General features: G+C 68.0%; 16 protein-coding genes and 2 tRNA genes. 16 read left to right on the top strand and 2 right to left on the bottom strand.

Annotated features, from left to right (window positions below; translation table 11 throughout):
* The first annotated feature begins 29 nt into the window (after positions 1-29).
* Positions 30-518, top strand: coding sequence for a type IV pilin (locus tag OS889_RS14055; RefSeq protein WP_372390787.1), 489 nt, complete (start codon positions 30-32; stop codon positions 516-518).
* Positions 519-569: 51 nt separating this feature from the next.
* Here the strand turns inward: OS889_RS14055 and OS889_RS14050 are convergent, their stop codons facing one another.
* Positions 570-1,193, bottom strand: a complete 624-nt coding sequence (locus tag OS889_RS14050; protein ID WP_372390785.1) for a methyltransferase domain-containing protein — start codon at positions 1,191-1,193, stop codon at positions 570-572.
* A gap of 134 nt (positions 1,194-1,327) precedes the next feature.
* On the opposite strand from OS889_RS14050, the gene ahaH reads away from it, so the two are divergent.
* The 15 genes from ahaH (at position 1,328) to OS889_RS13975 (ending at position 15,410) form a co-directional block, all read left to right on the top strand.
* Positions 1,328-1,660: an ATP synthase archaeal subunit H gene (gene ahaH, locus OS889_RS14045; protein WP_372390783.1), complete on the top strand. Its 333-nt coding sequence runs from the start codon at positions 1,328-1,330 to the stop codon at positions 1,658-1,660.
* Entirely contained in the window at positions 1,647-3,881 is a 2,235-nt protein-coding gene (locus tag OS889_RS14040; protein WP_372390780.1) for a V-type ATP synthase subunit I, read from the top strand. The genes ahaH and OS889_RS14040 overlap by 14 nt, the downstream gene beginning before the upstream one ends.
* 240 nt (positions 3,882-4,121) lie before the next feature.
* The gene (locus tag OS889_RS14035) at positions 4,122-4,361 is read left to right on the top strand and encodes an ATP synthase subunit C-like protein (protein ID WP_372390777.1); all 240 of its coding nucleotides are present in this window, start codon (positions 4,122-4,124) and stop codon (positions 4,359-4,361) included.
* A gap of 21 nt (positions 4,362-4,382) precedes the next feature.
* Positions 4,383-4,964, top strand: coding sequence for a V-type ATP synthase subunit E (locus tag OS889_RS14030; RefSeq protein ID WP_372390775.1), 582 nt, complete (start codon positions 4,383-4,385; stop codon positions 4,962-4,964).
* Complete coding sequence (locus OS889_RS14025) at positions 4,961-6,007, top strand: V-type ATP synthase subunit C (protein ID WP_372390773.1); 1,047 nt, start codon at positions 4,961-4,963, stop codon at positions 6,005-6,007. The genes OS889_RS14030 and OS889_RS14025 overlap by 4 nt, the downstream gene beginning before the upstream one ends.
* The gene (locus tag OS889_RS14020; RefSeq protein ID WP_372390771.1) at positions 6,004-6,327 is read left to right on the top strand and encodes a V-type ATP synthase subunit F; all 324 of its coding nucleotides are present in this window, start codon (positions 6,004-6,006) and stop codon (positions 6,325-6,327) included. Before OS889_RS14025 ends, OS889_RS14020 begins: the two co-directional genes overlap by 4 nt.
* Before the next feature lie 3 nt (positions 6,328-6,330).
* Complete coding sequence (locus OS889_RS14015; RefSeq protein WP_372390769.1) at positions 6,331-8,100, top strand: ATP synthase subunit A; 1,770 nt, start codon at positions 6,331-6,333, stop codon at positions 8,098-8,100.
* 1 nt (position 8,101) lies between these two features.
* Positions 8,102-9,529: a V-type ATP synthase subunit B gene (locus tag OS889_RS14010; RefSeq protein ID WP_372390767.1), complete on the top strand. Its 1,428-nt coding sequence runs from the start codon at positions 8,102-8,104 to the stop codon at positions 9,527-9,529.
* Between the two features lie 153 nt (positions 9,530-9,682).
* Positions 9,683-11,443 (top strand): PAS domain S-box protein, encoded by a 1,761-nt coding sequence (locus OS889_RS14005; RefSeq protein ID WP_372390765.1) that lies wholly within the window; start codon positions 9,683-9,685, stop codon positions 11,441-11,443.
* A gap of 47 nt (positions 11,444-11,490) precedes the next feature.
* On the top strand, positions 11,491-12,234 hold the full coding sequence (locus OS889_RS14000) for a bacteriorhodopsin (protein ID WP_372390763.1): 744 nt from the start codon (positions 11,491-11,493) through the stop codon (positions 12,232-12,234).
* Between the two features lie 188 nt (positions 12,235-12,422).
* The gene (locus tag OS889_RS13995; RefSeq protein WP_372390761.1) at positions 12,423-13,262 is read left to right on the top strand and encodes a lycopene cyclase domain-containing protein; all 840 of its coding nucleotides are present in this window, start codon (positions 12,423-12,425) and stop codon (positions 13,260-13,262) included.
* Between the two features lie 2 nt (positions 13,263-13,264).
* Positions 13,265-14,338, top strand: coding sequence for a Brp/Blh family beta-carotene 15,15'-dioxygenase (locus OS889_RS13990; protein WP_372390759.1), 1,074 nt, complete (start codon positions 13,265-13,267; stop codon positions 14,336-14,338).
* A 34-nt stretch (positions 14,339-14,372) separates the two neighbouring features.
* Entirely contained in the window at positions 14,373-15,053 is a 681-nt protein-coding gene (locus tag OS889_RS13985) for a V-type ATP synthase subunit D (RefSeq protein WP_372390757.1), read from the top strand.
* Between the two features lie 191 nt (positions 15,054-15,244).
* Positions 15,245-15,317: transfer RNA gene (locus OS889_RS13980), tRNA-Asp, on the top strand.
* A gap of 20 nt (positions 15,318-15,337) precedes the next feature.
* Positions 15,338-15,410 (top strand) — tRNA-Asp (locus tag OS889_RS13975).
* Positions 15,411-15,461: 51 nt separating this feature from the next.
* On the opposite strand, the gene OS889_RS13970 is transcribed toward OS889_RS13975, so the two are convergent.
* Complete coding sequence (locus tag OS889_RS13970) at positions 15,462-15,818, bottom strand: hypothetical protein (RefSeq protein ID WP_372390755.1); 357 nt, start codon at positions 15,816-15,818, stop codon at positions 15,462-15,464.
* Positions 15,819-15,859 lie beyond the last annotated feature (41 nt).

Here is a 15,859-nt window from a genome sequence, read left to right as displayed (position 1 = left end):
TTAGTACCGATCGCGAGCCCAGACGCCCCGTGACAGCCCGCGCTTCAGCCCCCGCGGTCGGTGTCGTGCTCTTGCTCCTGGTCGGCGTCGGCCTCGGCAGCGTCGTCGCCGCCGGTGCGGACGCCGTCGCGGCCGGGGCCGGCGTCGATCTCGCCGCAGACGCGGGCGGCGACGCCCCGGGCCCGATCGCGCTCTCGCTCCGACTCGACGGCGACGCGATCACGCTTACCCACGAGGCCGGCGCGCCGCTTTCGGTCGCGGACCTCCGCCTTGTCGTCGCCGTCGACGGGCGGGAACTCCGCCACCAGCCGCCGGTGCCGTTCTTCGCGGCGCGGGGGTTCCGCGCGGGGCCGACCGGCCCGTTCAACGTCGCGGGCGACGGCGTCTGGTCGGCGGGGGAGTCGGCGTCGTTCCGACTGGCGTCGACCAACGCGCCGGGGCTGGCCCCGGGGCGGACGGTTTCGGTGACCGTCGCCGTCAAGGGACGGACCGTCGGTAGCGTCCGCGGGGTGGTGTGACCTGCGCGATGGGATACGAGCGGAAGTATGCGGGGGAAGCGAGCGGAAAAATTACTCCTCGGGCGCTCGCGCGATGGTCGTGATGGCGCGAGGGCTGCCGGGATACGCCTGCTGGATGTGGTGCTCGATGTCGACGAAGCCGGCCTCCTCGAACATCCGCTGGGCCTCGCTCTCGTCGTAGAACAGCATAATCGCGTCCGCGAGCTCCTGGAACAGTCGGTTGTTCGGGTAGTCGGGGCCGACGACGAGGACGCGGCCGCCGGGCTCCACGACGCGGCGGAACTCCGCCAGGGCGTCGACGGGGTTCGGCCAGTACTCGATCGATCCCGACGACCAGACGGCGTCGAACGCGCCGTCGGCGAACGGGAGCCGTTCGGCGTCGCCGCGGTAGAACCGCACCCGGTCCGTGGTCCCGAACTTCTCGAACGCCTTCTCCATCTGGTGGCGGCTCTGGTCGAGGCCGTGGACGTCGTCGGTGTACCGGAGCAGGCCCTCGGTGGCGAAGCCGGTCCCGCAGCCGACGTCGAGGACGCGGTCGCCCGCTTCGAGCCCGAACCACTCCAGCGCCTCGTCGCGCATCTCCGCGTTCCAGATGAAGGGGTTGATCCGGTCGTATACCTTCGAGAGGTACTTGTAGAACAGGCGCGCGTTGGCCTTGTCTTCGAGGACACCCATCGGGCGGCGTTTGGGACGGGACGATCATAACCCTGCGGATCCCAGACGTCGCCGTTGCCGTCGCGCCGTCGCCTCTCCAGGGAGTTCCGCAAACACCTTATACGGCGCTTGCGCAACGTTTCGGTGATACGAGTATGCCGAGACCAGAGGTTCTCGAACGGATCAAAACGGCCGAGTCCGAAGCCGACGACATCGTTGCGGAGGCGGAGGACGACCGCGACGAGCGCATCGAGGAGGCGCGGCGCGAGGCCGAGGAGATCCGCACCGACGCAGAAGCTGAGGCCGACGAGTACGAAGAAGAGCGGCTCGCCGAGGCCCGCGAGGAGATCGAAGAAGAGCGAAAGGAGATCCTCGCGGAGGGCACCGAAGCGCGAGAGGAACTGATCGCGTCGGCCGAGGACAACAAGGAGGAAGCGGTCGAGTACGCGATCAGTCAGTTCGAGGAGGCGGTAAATGCTCAGACCTGAGCAGATGAGCAAGGTCTCGGTGACGGGATCGAAGGCCGTGATGGACGACGTCATCGAGACGGCCCACGGCCTGAACCTTCTGCACGTCACCGAGTACGACGGCTCCTGGGAGGGCTTCCAGCCGGGCAGCCCGATCGAGGGCGCCGAGGAGTCCTCGGACCGCCTCGTCACCGTGCGCTCGCTGGAGAGCATCCTCGACGTCGACGAGGAGGACGCCGGCCCGACCCGGATCGTCACCGACGAGGCGCTCGACGAGGAACTCGAAGAGATCCGGACCCGCGTCAACGACCTCGACGACCGGCGCCAGGAGCTCCGACAGGACATCCGCGACGTCGAAGACCGGATCGACGCGATCGACCCGTTCGTCGACCTCGGGATCGACCTCGATCTGCTGTCGGGCTACGACACGCTCCAGGTCGCCGTCGGCGAGGGCGACCGCGACGCGATCGAGCGCGCGGTCATCGACGCCGAGGAGATCCGCTCGCACGAGATCTTCGCGGGCGACGGCGTGCTGGGGATCTTCGCGTACCCGACGTCGGACGCCGACGCGTCGGCGCTCACCGACGCGCTCGTCAGCGCGGACTTCAACTCCTATGAGATCCCCGACGCCGACGGGACGCCGAGCGAGTACAAAAAGGAGCTCGAACACGAGAAACAGCAGCTCGAATCCAAGCTCTCGACGGTCGAAAACGAGCTCGAAGCCGAGAAGATGGACGCCGCGGGCTTCCTGCTCGCCGCCGAGGAGAAGCTCTCGATCGACGTCCAGAAGACGGAGGCGCCGCTCTCCTTTGCGACGACCGAGAACGCCTTCGTCGCCGAGGGCTGGATCCCGAGCGAGCGCTACACCGAGTTCACGAGCGCCATCAAGGACGAGGTCGGCGAGCGCGTCGAGATCGAAGAGCTCGAACGCGCGACGTTCTCGAAGGACGGGACCGACCACGTCCGCGAGGACGTCGACCCCGGCGGTGCGGCGGCGGCTGACGGCGGCGCGGAGGCCGACGCCCGCGCCGACGGCGGCAGCGCGGTCGTGATGGGCGACGACGAGCCGCCGACCGTCCAGGACAACCCCGGCCCGGTCAAGCCGTTCGAGATCCTGGTGCAGGCGGTCAACCGCCCGAGCTACTACGAGTTCGACCCGACGGTCGTGCTCTTCCTCACGTTCCCGGCGTTCTTCGGCTTCATGATCGGGGACCTCGGCTACGGGCTCATCTACACCGGAATCGGGTACTACCTCTACAGCAACTTCGAGAGCCCGGCGTTCCGGAGTATGGGCGGCGTGACGATCGCCGCGGGGATCTTCACCGCGGTCTTCGGGATCCTCTACGGCGAGCTGTTCGGCCTCCACGTCATCGCGACGTACTTCTGGGAGGGCGTCGTCGGCCTCTCCCACGCCCCGATCGAGAAGGGCCTCTCGCCCGCCGGCATCGACTGGGCCCGCGGCTGGCTCGTCGTGAGCGTGCTGGTCGGCATCCTTCACCTGAACGTGGCGTGGATCTTCGGGTTCTTCGAGGACCTCGAACTCCACGACCTCGAACACGCGATCTACGAGAACGGCTCGTGGCTCCTGATGATGAACGGCCTGTGGGTGTGGGTCTTCAGCGACGCGCTCCGCTCTGTCGCGCCGGAGTTCATCTACACGACGTTCTCCAGTGAGGGCGTTCTGCCCCTCGGATTCAACGGCTTCCCGGCGATGGAGGTCTTCACCATCCCCGGCGTCGGACCGGTTACGGTGCCGCTTCTGGTCTTCGTCGTCGGTCTGATCCTGCTCGCGGCCGGCGAGCCGATCGAGGTCGTCGAGTTCCTGAACGTGCTCGTGAACGTGCTCTCGTACACCCGGATCGCCGCGGTGCTGCTCGCGAAGGCGGGGATGGCCTTCACGGTCAATCTCCTGTTCTTCGGCGTCTACGTCACCGGCCACGGCGGCGAGGCCGAGTGGCACTTCGGCCTGGGCCACATGCCCCACGTCGGCGATATGTACCACGGCCACGAGGTCACCGAGATTATGTTCGGCGGCCTCGTCCACGGCGACGCGGCGACGATCCTGATCGGGCTCCTCGTGCTGGTGCTCGGACACCTGCTCGTCCTGGCGCTCGGCGTCACGAGCGCTGGCCTGCAGGCGGTGCGTCTCGAGTACGTCGAGTTCTTCAACAAGTTCTTCGACGGCGGCGGCCGCGAGTACGAGCCCTTCGGCTACGAGCGGCAGTTCACGACCGAGGACTGAGCCGGCCGCTCGCCCTCGGTCCCTCTCGTTCGAGGACCGACGGCTCCCGATTCCGTCGGCCCGACGCGGTTTTCCCGGGCCGGCGTCCGCGCCCGAAGAGTCGATTCGCCGAACCGACGAATACCGCCGTATGCGGCTTCTTGACACCCGTTCTGATGAGGTAGTTTGGGAACCTTTAAGAGTCGTGTCCCTCCAATAACGCACGTTCGGAGACGACTGATCAAGTCGCAACTTAAGACAATGTTCGAAGCACTCCTACAGCAGACCCAGGCAGCTGCCCCGGCTCTTGAACCAACCGCCGCCGCCGCGATCGCGGTCGGCCTCGCCGCGTTCGGCGCGGGCTACGCGGAGCGCGGAATCGGCGCCGCCGCGATGGGCGCCATCGCCGAGGACAACGACCTCTTCGTCAACGGTCTGATCCTGACCGTCCTGCCGGAGACGCTCGTCATCCTCGCTCTCGTCGTCGTATTCCTGGTCTAAGCGCCCCCGCTCTTTCCATCAATGAGTTTGGACAACGTCGTCGAAGACATCCGAGACGAAGCCCGCGCGCGTGCAGAGGACATTCGTGAGCAGGGCGAGCGCCGCGCCGAGGAGATCGTCGAGACGGCAGAGACAGACGCCGAGGAGCTCCTCGAAGCCCGGAAGGAAGAGGTAGAGCGCCAGATCGAACAGGAGCGCGAACAGGCGCTCTCGAGCGCGAAGCTGGAAGCGAAGCAGGAGCGGCTCGAAGCCCGTCGCGACGTCCTCGAAGACGTCCGCTCGCAGGTCGAAGACGAGCTCGTGGCGCTCTCCGGCGAGAAGCGCGAGACGCTGACGCGCGCGCTCCTCGAGGACGCTGTCGCCGAGTTCGAAGGCGAGGAGTCGGTGTCGGTCTACGGCCGCGCCGACGACGCGGACCTGCTCGAAGACCTCGTCGCCGATTACGACGGCTTCGAGTACGCCGGCGAGTACGACTGTCTCGGCGGCGTGGTCGTCGAGGGCACCGGCTCCCGGGTCCGGGTGAACAACACCTTCGACTCGGTCCTCGAGGACGTCTGGGAGGACAACCTCAAGGACGTGAGCGAGAAACTGTTCGACCAATGAGTACTGCCGGCGGTTCCAATCCGGAGTACGTGACTGCCCGCGTCAGGGCGCGTCGAAGCGCCCTGTACGGGGACGAGGAGTACCGCAAGCTGATTCGGATGGGGCCGGCCGAGATCGCTCGGTTCATGGAGGAGTCCGACTACGAAGCGGAGATCAACGCGCTCGGCTCCCGCCACTCCGGCGTCGACCTCATCGAGTACGCGCTCAACCGCAACCTCGCGAAGCAGTTCGACGACCTGCTCCGCTGGGCCGACGGGCGCCTCTACGACCTCATCGCGCGCTACCTGCGCAAGTTCGACGCCTGGAACGTCAAGACCGTCATCCGCGGCCTCTATTCGGACGCCGACCGGGAGGCGGTCTCCGACGACCTCATCCGCGCCGGCGAGTTCGACGACGACTTCCTCGATCGGCTGCTCGACGCGCCGTCGATCGAGGAGGTCGTCGAGCGGCTCTCCGGGACGATCTTCGGCCCGGGGCTCGAAGACGCCTACGACGACTACGACGACTCGGGCGTCCTCGTTCCCCTGGAGAACGCGATCGACCGGACGTACTACGACCACCTCCTCGAGGGGCTCACCGTCGACGAGGCGACCCAGCAGTACCGCGAGTTCCTGGAGGCCGAGATCGACTTCCGGAACGCACGGAACGCGCTCCGGCTCGCCCAGAGCGGCGCCGACATCGACCCCGCCGAGTACTTCATCGACGGCGGATCGCTCTTTTCGGCGAGCGAGCTCGCGACGCTGGCGCAGAACCGCGACGAGCTCGTCACGAAGATACGCGAGTCGAAGTACGGAGACGACCTCTCGGAGGCGCTCGACGACCTCGAAGACGCCGACAGCCTCATCGACTTCGAGCGCGCGCTCGACGAGGCCCTCTTGGAGTACACCGACCAGCTCGGCCACGTGTTCCCGCTTTCGATCACCCCGATCGCCTCGTACATCCTGGCGAAGGAGCGCGAGGTCGACAACATCCGGGCGATCGCTCGCGGCCGCGAGGCCGGCCTCTCCGAGGAGCAGATCGAACAGGAACTGGTGATCCTATGAGCCAGGAGATCGCCGTCGTCGGGAGTCCGGACTTCACCACGGGGTTCCGCCTCGCGGGCGTCCGGAAGTTCCAGAACGTCCCCGACGAGGAGAAGGACGAACAGCTCGACGAGGCCGTCTCCGAGGTGCTCGAAGACGACGACGTCGGCATCGTGGTGATGCACGACGACGACCTCGATCATCTCTCCCGCAACGTCCGCAACGACGTCGAGACCAGCATCGAACCGACGCTTGTCACCCTCGGCGGCGGCGCGGGCGCCGGCGGCCTCCGAGACCAGATCAAACGCGCCATCGGCATCGACCTGATGGAGGAAGACTAACATATGAGTCAGACAGAACAGTCCGTCCGCGAGGACGGCATCATCGCGAGCGTGAGTGGTCCCGTCGTGACCGCCCGCGATCTCGACGCCCGAATGAACGACGTCGTCTACGTGGGCGACGAGGGGCTGATGGGCGAAGTCATCGAGATCGAGGGCGACACGACGACGATCCAAGTGTACGAAGAGACCTCCGGGATCGCCCCCGGAGAGCCAGTCGAGAACACCGGCGACCCCCTGACCGTCGACCTCGGTCCGGGGCTGCTCGACACCATCTACGACGGCGTCCAGCGTCCGCTCGACGTCCTCGAAGACAAGATGGGCAGCCCGTACCTCGACCGCGGCGTGGACGCGCCGGGGATCGAACTCGACGAGGAGTGGGAGTTCGAGCCCGAAGTCGAGGAGGGCGACGAGGTCGGCCGCGGCGACGTGGTCGGCGTCGTCGAGGAGACGATCACCATCGACCACAAGGTGATGGTGCCGCCGGACGCCCTCGAAGAGGGCGAGACCGCGGAAGTCGTCTCCGTCGAGTCGGGGTCGTTCACCGTCGACGAGACGGTCGTCGAACTCGACAACGGCGTCGACGTCCAGATGCGCCAGGAGTGGCCGGTCCGTGAGGCCCGGCCCACGGTCGAGAAGAAGACGCCGCGGACGCCGCTGGTCTCCGGCCAGCGCATCCTCGACGGCCTCTTCCCGATCGCGAAGGGCGGGACCGCCGCCATTCCGGGGCCGTTCGGCTCCGGGAAGACGGTCACCCAGCACCAGCTCGCGAAGTACGCCGACGCCGATATCATCATCTACGTCGGCTGCGGCGAGCGCGGCAACGAGATGACCGAGGTCATCGACGACTTCCCCGAGCTGGAAGACCCTTCGACGGGGAACCCCCTGATGGCCCGGACATCGCTCATCGCCAACACCTCGAATATGCCCGTCGCGGCCCGCGAGTCCTGCGTCTACACCGGGATCACGATCGCGGAGTTCTACCGCGATATGGGCTACGACGTCGCGCTGATGGCCGACTCCACCTCGCGGTGGGCCGAGGCGATGCGGGAGATCTCCTCGCGGCTGGAGGAGATGCCCGGCGAGGAGGGCTACCCCGCCTACCTGGCCGCGCGCCTCTCGCAGTTCTACGAGCGCGCCGGCTACTTCGAGAACGTCAACGGGACCGAGGGCTCGGTCTCGGCGATCGGCGCGGTCTCGCCGCCCGGCGGCGACTTCTCCGAGCCGGTCACCCAGAACACCCTGCGCATCGTCAAGACCTTCTGGGCGCTCGACGCGGACCTGGCCGAACGCCGGCACTTCCCGTCGATCAACTGGAACGAGTCCTACTCGCTGTACAAGGACCAGCTCGACCCCTGGTTCCAGGACGAGGTCGCCGACGACTGGCCCGAGAAGCGCCAGTGGGCGGTCGACGTCCTCGACGAGGAGGCCGAGCTCCAGGAGATCGTCCAGCTCGTCGGCAAGGACGCCCTGCCGGAGGACCAGCAGCTCACCCTCGAGGTCGCGCGCTACCTGCGCGAGGCCTACCTCCAGCAGAACGCGTTCCACCCGGTCGACACCTACTGTCCGCCGGAGAAGACCTACCTGATGCTGACGACGATCGAGACGTTCAACGACGAGGCCTTCGACGCGCTCGAGGCCGGCGTCCCGGTCGACGAGATCATCGACATCGACGCCGCGCCGCGGATCAACCGCATCGGCGTCCAGGAGGACTACGAGGAGTTCGTCGAGGAGCTCACATCGGACATCACGGAACAGCTCCGGAGTCTCTACTAACATGAAAGAGTACCAAACCATCACCGAGATCAGCGGCCCCCTCGTGTACGCCGAGATCGACGAACCGATCGGCTACGACGAGATCGTCGAGATCGAGACCGCCCAGGGCGAGACCCTGCGCGGGCAGGTCCTCGAATCCTCCGACGGCGTCGTCGCCATTCAGGTGTTCGAGGGGACGAGCGGTATCGACCAGCAAGCGTCCGTTCGCTTCCTCGGCGAGACGATGAAGATGCCCGTCACCGAGGACCTCCTCGGACGGGTCCTCGACGGGTCGGGCCGACCGATCGACAACGGCCCCGACATCGTCCCCGACGAGCGTCGGGACATCGTCGGCGCCGCGATCAACCCCTACTCCCGGGAGTACCCCGAGGAGTTCATCGAGACGGGCGTCTCGGCCATCGACGGGATGAACACGCTCGTCCGCGGCCAGAAGCTCCCGATCTTCTCCAGTTCGGGCCAGCCTCACAGCGAGCTGGCGATGCAGATCGCCCGCCAGGCCAGCGTCCCCGAAGAGGAAGAAGGCGAAGGCGAAGGCTCCGAGTTCGCCGTCATCTTCGGCGCGATGGGGATCACCGCCGAGGAGGCGAACGAGTTTATGGAGGACTTCGAGCGCACGGGCGCGCTCGAACGCTCCGTGGTCTTCATGAACCTCGCGGACGACCCCGCCGTCGAGCGGACGGTCACCCCGCGGATGGTCCTGACCACCGCCGAGTACCTCGCCTTCGAGAAGGATTACCACGTGCTGGTGATCCTGACCGACATGACCAACTACTGCGAGGCGCTCCGCGAGATCGGTGCGGCCCGCGAGGAGGTCCCGGGCCGACGCGGGTACCCCGGATACATGTACACCGACCTGGCGCAGCTCTACGAGCGCGCCGGCCGGATCGAGGGCCGCGAGGGCTCCGTCACGCAGATCCCGATCCTCACGATGCCGGGCGACGACGACACCCACCCGATCCCGGACCTGACGGGCTACATCACCGAGGGGCAGATCTACGTCGACCCCGACCTCAACAGCCAGGGGATCGAACCGCCGATCAACGTCCTGCCCAGCCTCTCGCGGCTGATGGACGACGGGATCGGCGAGGGCCTCACCCGCGCGGACCACGGCGACGTCTCCGACCAGATGTACGCCGCCTACGCCGAGGGCGAGGACCTGCGCGACCTCGTGAACATCGTCGGTCGCGAGGCGCTCTCGGAGCGTGACAACAAGTACCTCGACTTCGCGGACCGCTTCGAGGAGGAGTTCGTCGACCAGGGCTTCGACACCAACCGCGACCTCGAAGAGACCCTCGAGATCGGCTGGGACCTCCTGTCGATGCTGCCCAAGGAGGAGCTCAACCGCGTCGACGAGGAGTTCATCGAAGAGCACTACCGCGAGGACGTCGAGGCCGACAGCGCGACCGAAGAGGAAGCGACGGCCGACTGAGGCCTTCACGCTCTTCCACGCCCGTCCACGTCCGATCGCCGGACTCGATTTACGCGCCGGATGCGTTCCGTTTTCGCGTCCGCTTGCCGATTTCGGCTAGCCGCGGCGCCGGCCGGCCCAATACGTTTTGTTCGTGCGGTTACAGTCGCCCGTATGGGTGTGGGTGGAGACGGCGAGACGACGATCTACGAGCGGCGGACGGCCAGCACCGACGACCCGCCGACGTCCGCCAGCACCGACGCCGTCGACGAGTCGCTGAAGACGCGGGCGATGGACGAGGCGCCGGTCGGCATCACCGTCGCCGACGCCAGGAAGCCGGATATGCCGCTCGTGTACGCCAACGCCGCCTTCGAGCGGATCACGGGCTACCCGCCGGAGTACGCCGTCGGGCGCAACTGTCGGTTCCTCCAGGGCGAAGAGACCCGCGACGAACCGGTCGCCGAGATGCGGCGGGCCATCGAGGAGGGGCGGACGACGACGGTCGAACTCCGGAACTACCGCCGGGACGGCGAACTCTTCTGGAACGAGGTGACTCTCGCCCCGCTCCGGGACGGCGCCGGCGAGATCGCGTACTTCGTCGGCTTCCAGCAGGACGTCACGCGACGCAAGCGCGCCGAGCGGGCCGCAGAGCACCGCGCGGCGCGGATCGAGCGCGAGCGCGAGGCGCAAAAGCGCTTGTTGGAGCGCCTCAACGGCGTCGTCGCCGACGTCACGGAAGCGGTGACGCGGGCGGATTCGCGGGCCGACCTCGAACGGCGCGTCGCCGAGACGGTCCGCGGGGCGTACGCCGGCGCGTGGATCGGCACGTACGACCCCTCGGCGGAGGCGATCGTACCCCGGGAGTCCGTCGGCGAGACCGGTGGCATCGGCGTCGACGACGCGCTCCCCATCGGCGGCTGCGACGATAGCGAGGCCCCGACCGGCCACGGGACGGCCGCCATCACGGGCGCCACCATCACAGCCGTCGCGGACGCGTGTGCCGACCAGTACGTTCACATCGAGTCCGTCGACGGCGACGGGGGAGACCGCGTCTCCGCCGTCGCTGCCGTCCCCCTCCACTACGGCGACGTGACCTACGGGATCGTGGCCGTGTACGCGGACGCGACGCCGTTCCACAACTACGAGCGGGCGGTGCTGACGGCGCTCGGTCGCTCGATCGCGACCGGGATCAACGCCCTGGAGAGCCACCGGACGCTCCAGAGCGAGTCCGCCGTCGAGGTCCGGTTCGAGACGCGCGACCACCCGCTCGTCGCGTTCGCCGACGCGCTCGGGTGCCGGCTCCGGTACGCGGGGAGCCTCGCCGACCGCGAGCGCTCGACGATGCTCTTCGAGATCGGCCGCGAGGACACGGGCTCGCCGGTCGACGCGGCCGCGGTCCGCGACGCCGCGGAGATCACGCCCTCGATCGAGGTCCACAGCGTACTGGCCGAATCCGCGGACAGCCCGGTGGTCGAGCTCTCGGTGGCCGACTCGCGGTTCCGCGACCTGCTCGAAGAGCACGGAGCCGAGCTCCGGGCGCTCGGAGTCGACGCCGCGAGCGCGACGAGCACCGTCGAGGTGGGTCGCGAAGCGATGGCGCAGTCGCTGGCCGACGCCGTGATGGAGCGCTTCGCGGACGCGGAACTGGTCGGATACCAGCGGCGAACCCAGCGCAACGAGACGCGGCGGGAGTTCGTCGCCGAACTCCAGTCCGAACTGACCGAGCGGCAACAGGCGGCGCTGACCCGCGCGTACACGGCCGGCTACTTCGAGTGGCCCCACGAGGCGACCGGCGACGAGATCGCCGAGTCGATGGGGATCGGCCGCTCGACCTTTCATCAACATCTCCGGAGCGCCCAGCGAAAGCTCGTCGGCGCCGTCGTCGACGACGACGTCCTGCGGTCTCGGGAGATCGACGGCCACGGGTCCAACTAGTTGTGTACGGTGCTTACCCCGTTTACCTCCCTACTATCACACGTACTATGCCGCAACCTGGTAGCGAAGGAATATGGCTGTGGATCGGCACGCTCGGAATGTTCCTGGGGATGCTGTACTTCATCGCCAGGGGCTGGGGCGAAACGGACAGACGGAGACAGGAGTTCTATATCGTCACGATATTCATCACCGCCATCGCGTTCGTAAACTACCTCGCGATGGCGCTCGGCTTCGGGCTCACGACCGTCACGGTCGGCGGCGAGGAGCTGCCGATCTACTGGGCCCGGTACACCGACTGGTTCTTCACGACCCCGCTGTTGCTCATCGACCTCGGGCTCCTCGCCGGGGCGAACCGGAACGAGCTCGCCTCGCTCGTCGGCCTCGACATGCTGATGATCGGCACCGGCGTGCTGGCGACGCTGTCGGGCGGTGCCGGCGTCCTCTCCGAGGGCGCGCGCCGGATCGTCTGGTGGGGCGTCTCGACGGGCTTCCTGCTCGTCCTGCTGTATATGCTATACGGCTCCCTCGACGAGAAGGCCAGTCAGCTCTCCGGCGACGCCGCGTCGACGTTCAGCACGCTCCGGACGCTGATCGTCGTTGTCTGGCTGATCTACCCGGTCTGGTGGATCGTCGGTACCGAGGGGCTCCGGATCGTCCCGCTGTACGTCGAGACGGCCGGATTTATGGTGCTGGACCTGGTTGCTAAGGTCGGATTCGGGATCATCCTGCTGTCGAGCCGCGAGGTCCTCGACGCCGCCGGCTCGGCCGCGGGCGCCGAACCCGCCGACTGATCGCGGGCGGTCCACCGACTGCCGGCCGACGCGGACGCCGACGAATCGGCCGGCTCGCCGGCTGATCGCACCGCACGACTGATCGACGCGAACCGACGTCGACCGGGGTCGCGGCGCCGCGGCCCCGGTCTCCCGCGCCCGTTCCTGTCGGCGGCTCGCCGCCCGATCCCGAGACACGAGGAACACCGATGACGACGACGCTCACGTACCTCCAGTTTCACCTGGCGTTCCTGTTGCCCGCAGTGATGCTCCTCGTCGCGACCGGGGCGGTGAGCCGCGCCCGGATCGGGGAGTCGGCGACACCGTGGAGCAGTGGCGGCCTCCGCCGGTACTGGGTCGGGGTGGCGATCATCACCGTCGTCGCCGTGGTGTACACGACGCCGTGGGACAATCTGCTCATCGCGCGCGGCGTCTGGTGGTACGGCGACGGCACCACGATCGCTACGGTCGGCCACGCACCGATCGAGGAGTACCTCTTCATCCTCGTCCAGCCCTGGCTGACCGCGCTGTGGCTCTCGCACCTGTCGGTCCCGACCACGTGGCCGGAGACCGAACGTCCCGTCGCCGGTCGGGTCGTCGCGCTCGCGCTCGCCGCGGGGATCGGCCTCCTCGGATGGCGGCTGCTCGCGCTCGATGCGACGTTCTACCTCGGGGCGATCCTCGCGTGGGCGGCGCCGGTGGTCGCCCTGCAGTGGGCCGTCGGCGCGCCGCAGTTGTGGGCGCGGCGCCGACTCGTCGCGGCCGGGACGCTCCTCCCGACGCTGTATCTGTGTACCGTCGACCGAGTCGCCATCGAACTCGGGATCTGGGTGCTCTCCGAGCAGTACACCACGGGACTGTACCTCCTCGGCCTTCCCGTCGAGGAGGCGACGTTCTTCCTCGTGACCAATCTGTTCGTGGTCCAGGGGCTCGTCCTGTACCGGCCGGTCGTGGCCGAACTGCTGTCGGCCGACTCGATCCCGGGAGCGGCCTGGCGCCGACGGCTCCGAACGCTCGGGATCGACATCGACGCCGACGTCGAGCGGTGACGATGGTCGGGACCGGACCGGCGGCGGTGTCGAAGTCAGTGTCGGCGGCGCGCGGCCCGATGCTCGCGATCGGCGTCGGTCCCGCGTGGCTCGCGATCGGTTCGACCACGCTCCTCGCCGTTGCGGACGCCTTCGTGGGCGTCGCCGCGACGCTCCCCGCCTGGCTCCGGTACGCGCCGCTGGCGGTGAGCCTCGTCGCCTTCGGTCTCCCGCACGGCGCGGTCGACCACCTCGCGCCCGCCCGCGCGGCGGGCGAGCGTCCGACGCTCCGGTGGCTCGCTCTGGTGGGGCTCGCGTATCTGCTCCTCGGCGTCGGGTACGCGGCGCTGTGGTACGTCGCGCCCGCGGCGTCGGCCGCGTTCTTCATCGGCCTCACGTGGTTCCACTGGGGCCAGGGCGACCTCTACGCGCTGGACGCGCTCGGCGGGGCGCACCTCGACGACCGAGCGGTCCGCGTCGGGACGCTGGTGGTCCGCGGCGGGCTCCCGATGCTCGTTCCGCTCCTCCGCTTTCCGGGTCGCTACCGCGACGTCGTCGACGCGTGGGTGGCGCTGTTCGGCGGCGGACTCGACGCCGCGTGGCTCGTCGCGCCCGAGACGCGGCTGGCCCTCGGCGGGGCGTTCGCGGGCGTCACGGCCGCGACGCTCCTGCTCGGGCGCCTGCGCGGCGGCGGGGACGCGTGGGTCCGCGACGCCGGCGAGACGCTCCTGCTGTGGGCGTACTTCCTCGTCGTGCCGCCGCTCGTCGCCGTCGGGGTGTACTTCTGCGTGTGGCACTCGTTGCGTCACATCGCTCGGCTCGTCGCCGTCGACCCCGGAGCGCGTGACGCCTTCGACGACCGCGGCACCGCGGCCGCGCTGTTCCGGGTCGGCCGCGACGCCGTCCCCCTGACGGCGGTCTCGATCGCGCTCCTGGTCGGGGTCGCGATCGTCGCCGGCTTCGACGCCGACATAGAGGCGTTAGCCGCGCTGTACCTGGTGTTCATCGCCGTGCTCACGCTCCCGCACGTCGCGGTCGTGGCCTGGATGGACTGGGCCGAAACGGCCGGTCTGGCGCGGCTCGTCCGCGAACAGTAAAAGGTTAACAGGCTCGGATCACAATTCCCTCTCAATGGCCGAAGACGTCAAACCGACCCGGAAGAACTTGATGGCGATCGAGGACCGGATCCAGCTCTCCGAGCGGGGCCACGACACGCTCGAACAGAAGCGCGACGGCCTCATTATGGAGTTTATGGACATCCTCGATCAGGCCCAGGACGTCCGATCCGACCTGGAGGAGAACTACCAGACCGCCCAGGAGAAGATCAATATGGCGCGGGCGATGGAGGGCGACGTCGCCGTTCGGGGCGCCGCCGCGGCGCTGAAGGAACACCCCGAGATCACGACCCAATCGAAGAACATTATGGGCGTCGTCGTGCCGCAGATCGAGTCCTCGCGCGTCCAGAAGAGCCTCGACCAGCGCGGCTACGGCCTGCTCGGCTCCTCGGCCCGGATCGACGAGGCGGCCGACGCCTACGAGGAGCTCTTGGAGACGATCATCCTCGCGGCCGAGGTCGAGACCGCGATGAAGAAGATGCTCGAAGAGATCGAGACGACGAAGCGCCGCGTCAACGCCCTGGAGTTCAAGCTCCTACCCGAGCTCTACGAGAACAAGGAGTACATCGAGCAGAAGCTCGAAGAACAGGAGCGCGAGGAGATCTTCCGGCTGAAGAAGATCAAGAACAAGAAGGAAGAAGAAGAGGAAGAGGCCGAAGCGGCGGCCGAGGCGGAAGCGGTCCCCGCCGACGACTGAGGGCTGCGGTCCCCGACGCGTCTTTGGCGGATCGGTCGATCGGCCCGACCGGACCGGCTCGCGGCTCTGTCTTTTTCTCTCCCGGACCTCCGACAGCCACTGCCACGGCACCGCCGCGCGGGGGTCGGTCCCACGCCGTCGGCAGATGATAAGTCTTAATTAGACTACCGGGCAACGAGGAAGTGGAGCAAGCCCGGGTGGTGTAGTGGCCCATCATACGACCCTGTCACGGTCGTGACGCGGGTTCAAATCCCGCCTCGGGCGTTGTCTTCGCTCCGATGTGTGCCCGGGTGGTGTAGTGGCCCATCATACGACCCTGTCACGGTCGTGACGCGGGTTCAAATCCCGCCTCGGGCGCTTTTTCCGACATCTCGCGCGTAGTCATTTCTCTGCCGAATTCTGTGACCGTCAGTCCCGGATCGTGACCCACTCGGGGCTCTCCCACCCGCAGTTCGGGCACGCCAGCCGACGGCGGCCGCTGGAGAGCCATCCGTCGCCGCCCTTCAGCCCGACCACGCCCAGGTCGCAGCCGGGGCACCGACCGCGACGGATCCGCTCTTCGACGTACTCGGCGTCGAGTTCCGAGTCCCGATCGGCCCTCGCCTCAGCGGGCGAGGTCTCGATGCGGATGTTCCAGGGGCTGTCGACGCGCTCCCGCGGGACCGTCCCGTGGTCGCCGTGACCACCGCCCTCCATCCGGCGGACGTGCGATTTGAGACTCGTGACGTCCACCTCGCGGTCGCAGTACGGACACTCGACGCGCATTCGCCTGTGGCTAGCGTCCCGCGGGGAAAGGAGGTTGCGGC

Source organism: Halobellus sp. MBLA0158 (assembly GCF_041477585.1).
GTDB lineage: Archaea > Halobacteriota > Halobacteria > Halobacteriales > Haloferacaceae > Haloquadratum > Haloquadratum rubicundus.
The sequence above is the reverse complement of the archived record's forward strand: the minus strand, read 5'-3'. Positions and strand labels throughout refer to the sequence as shown.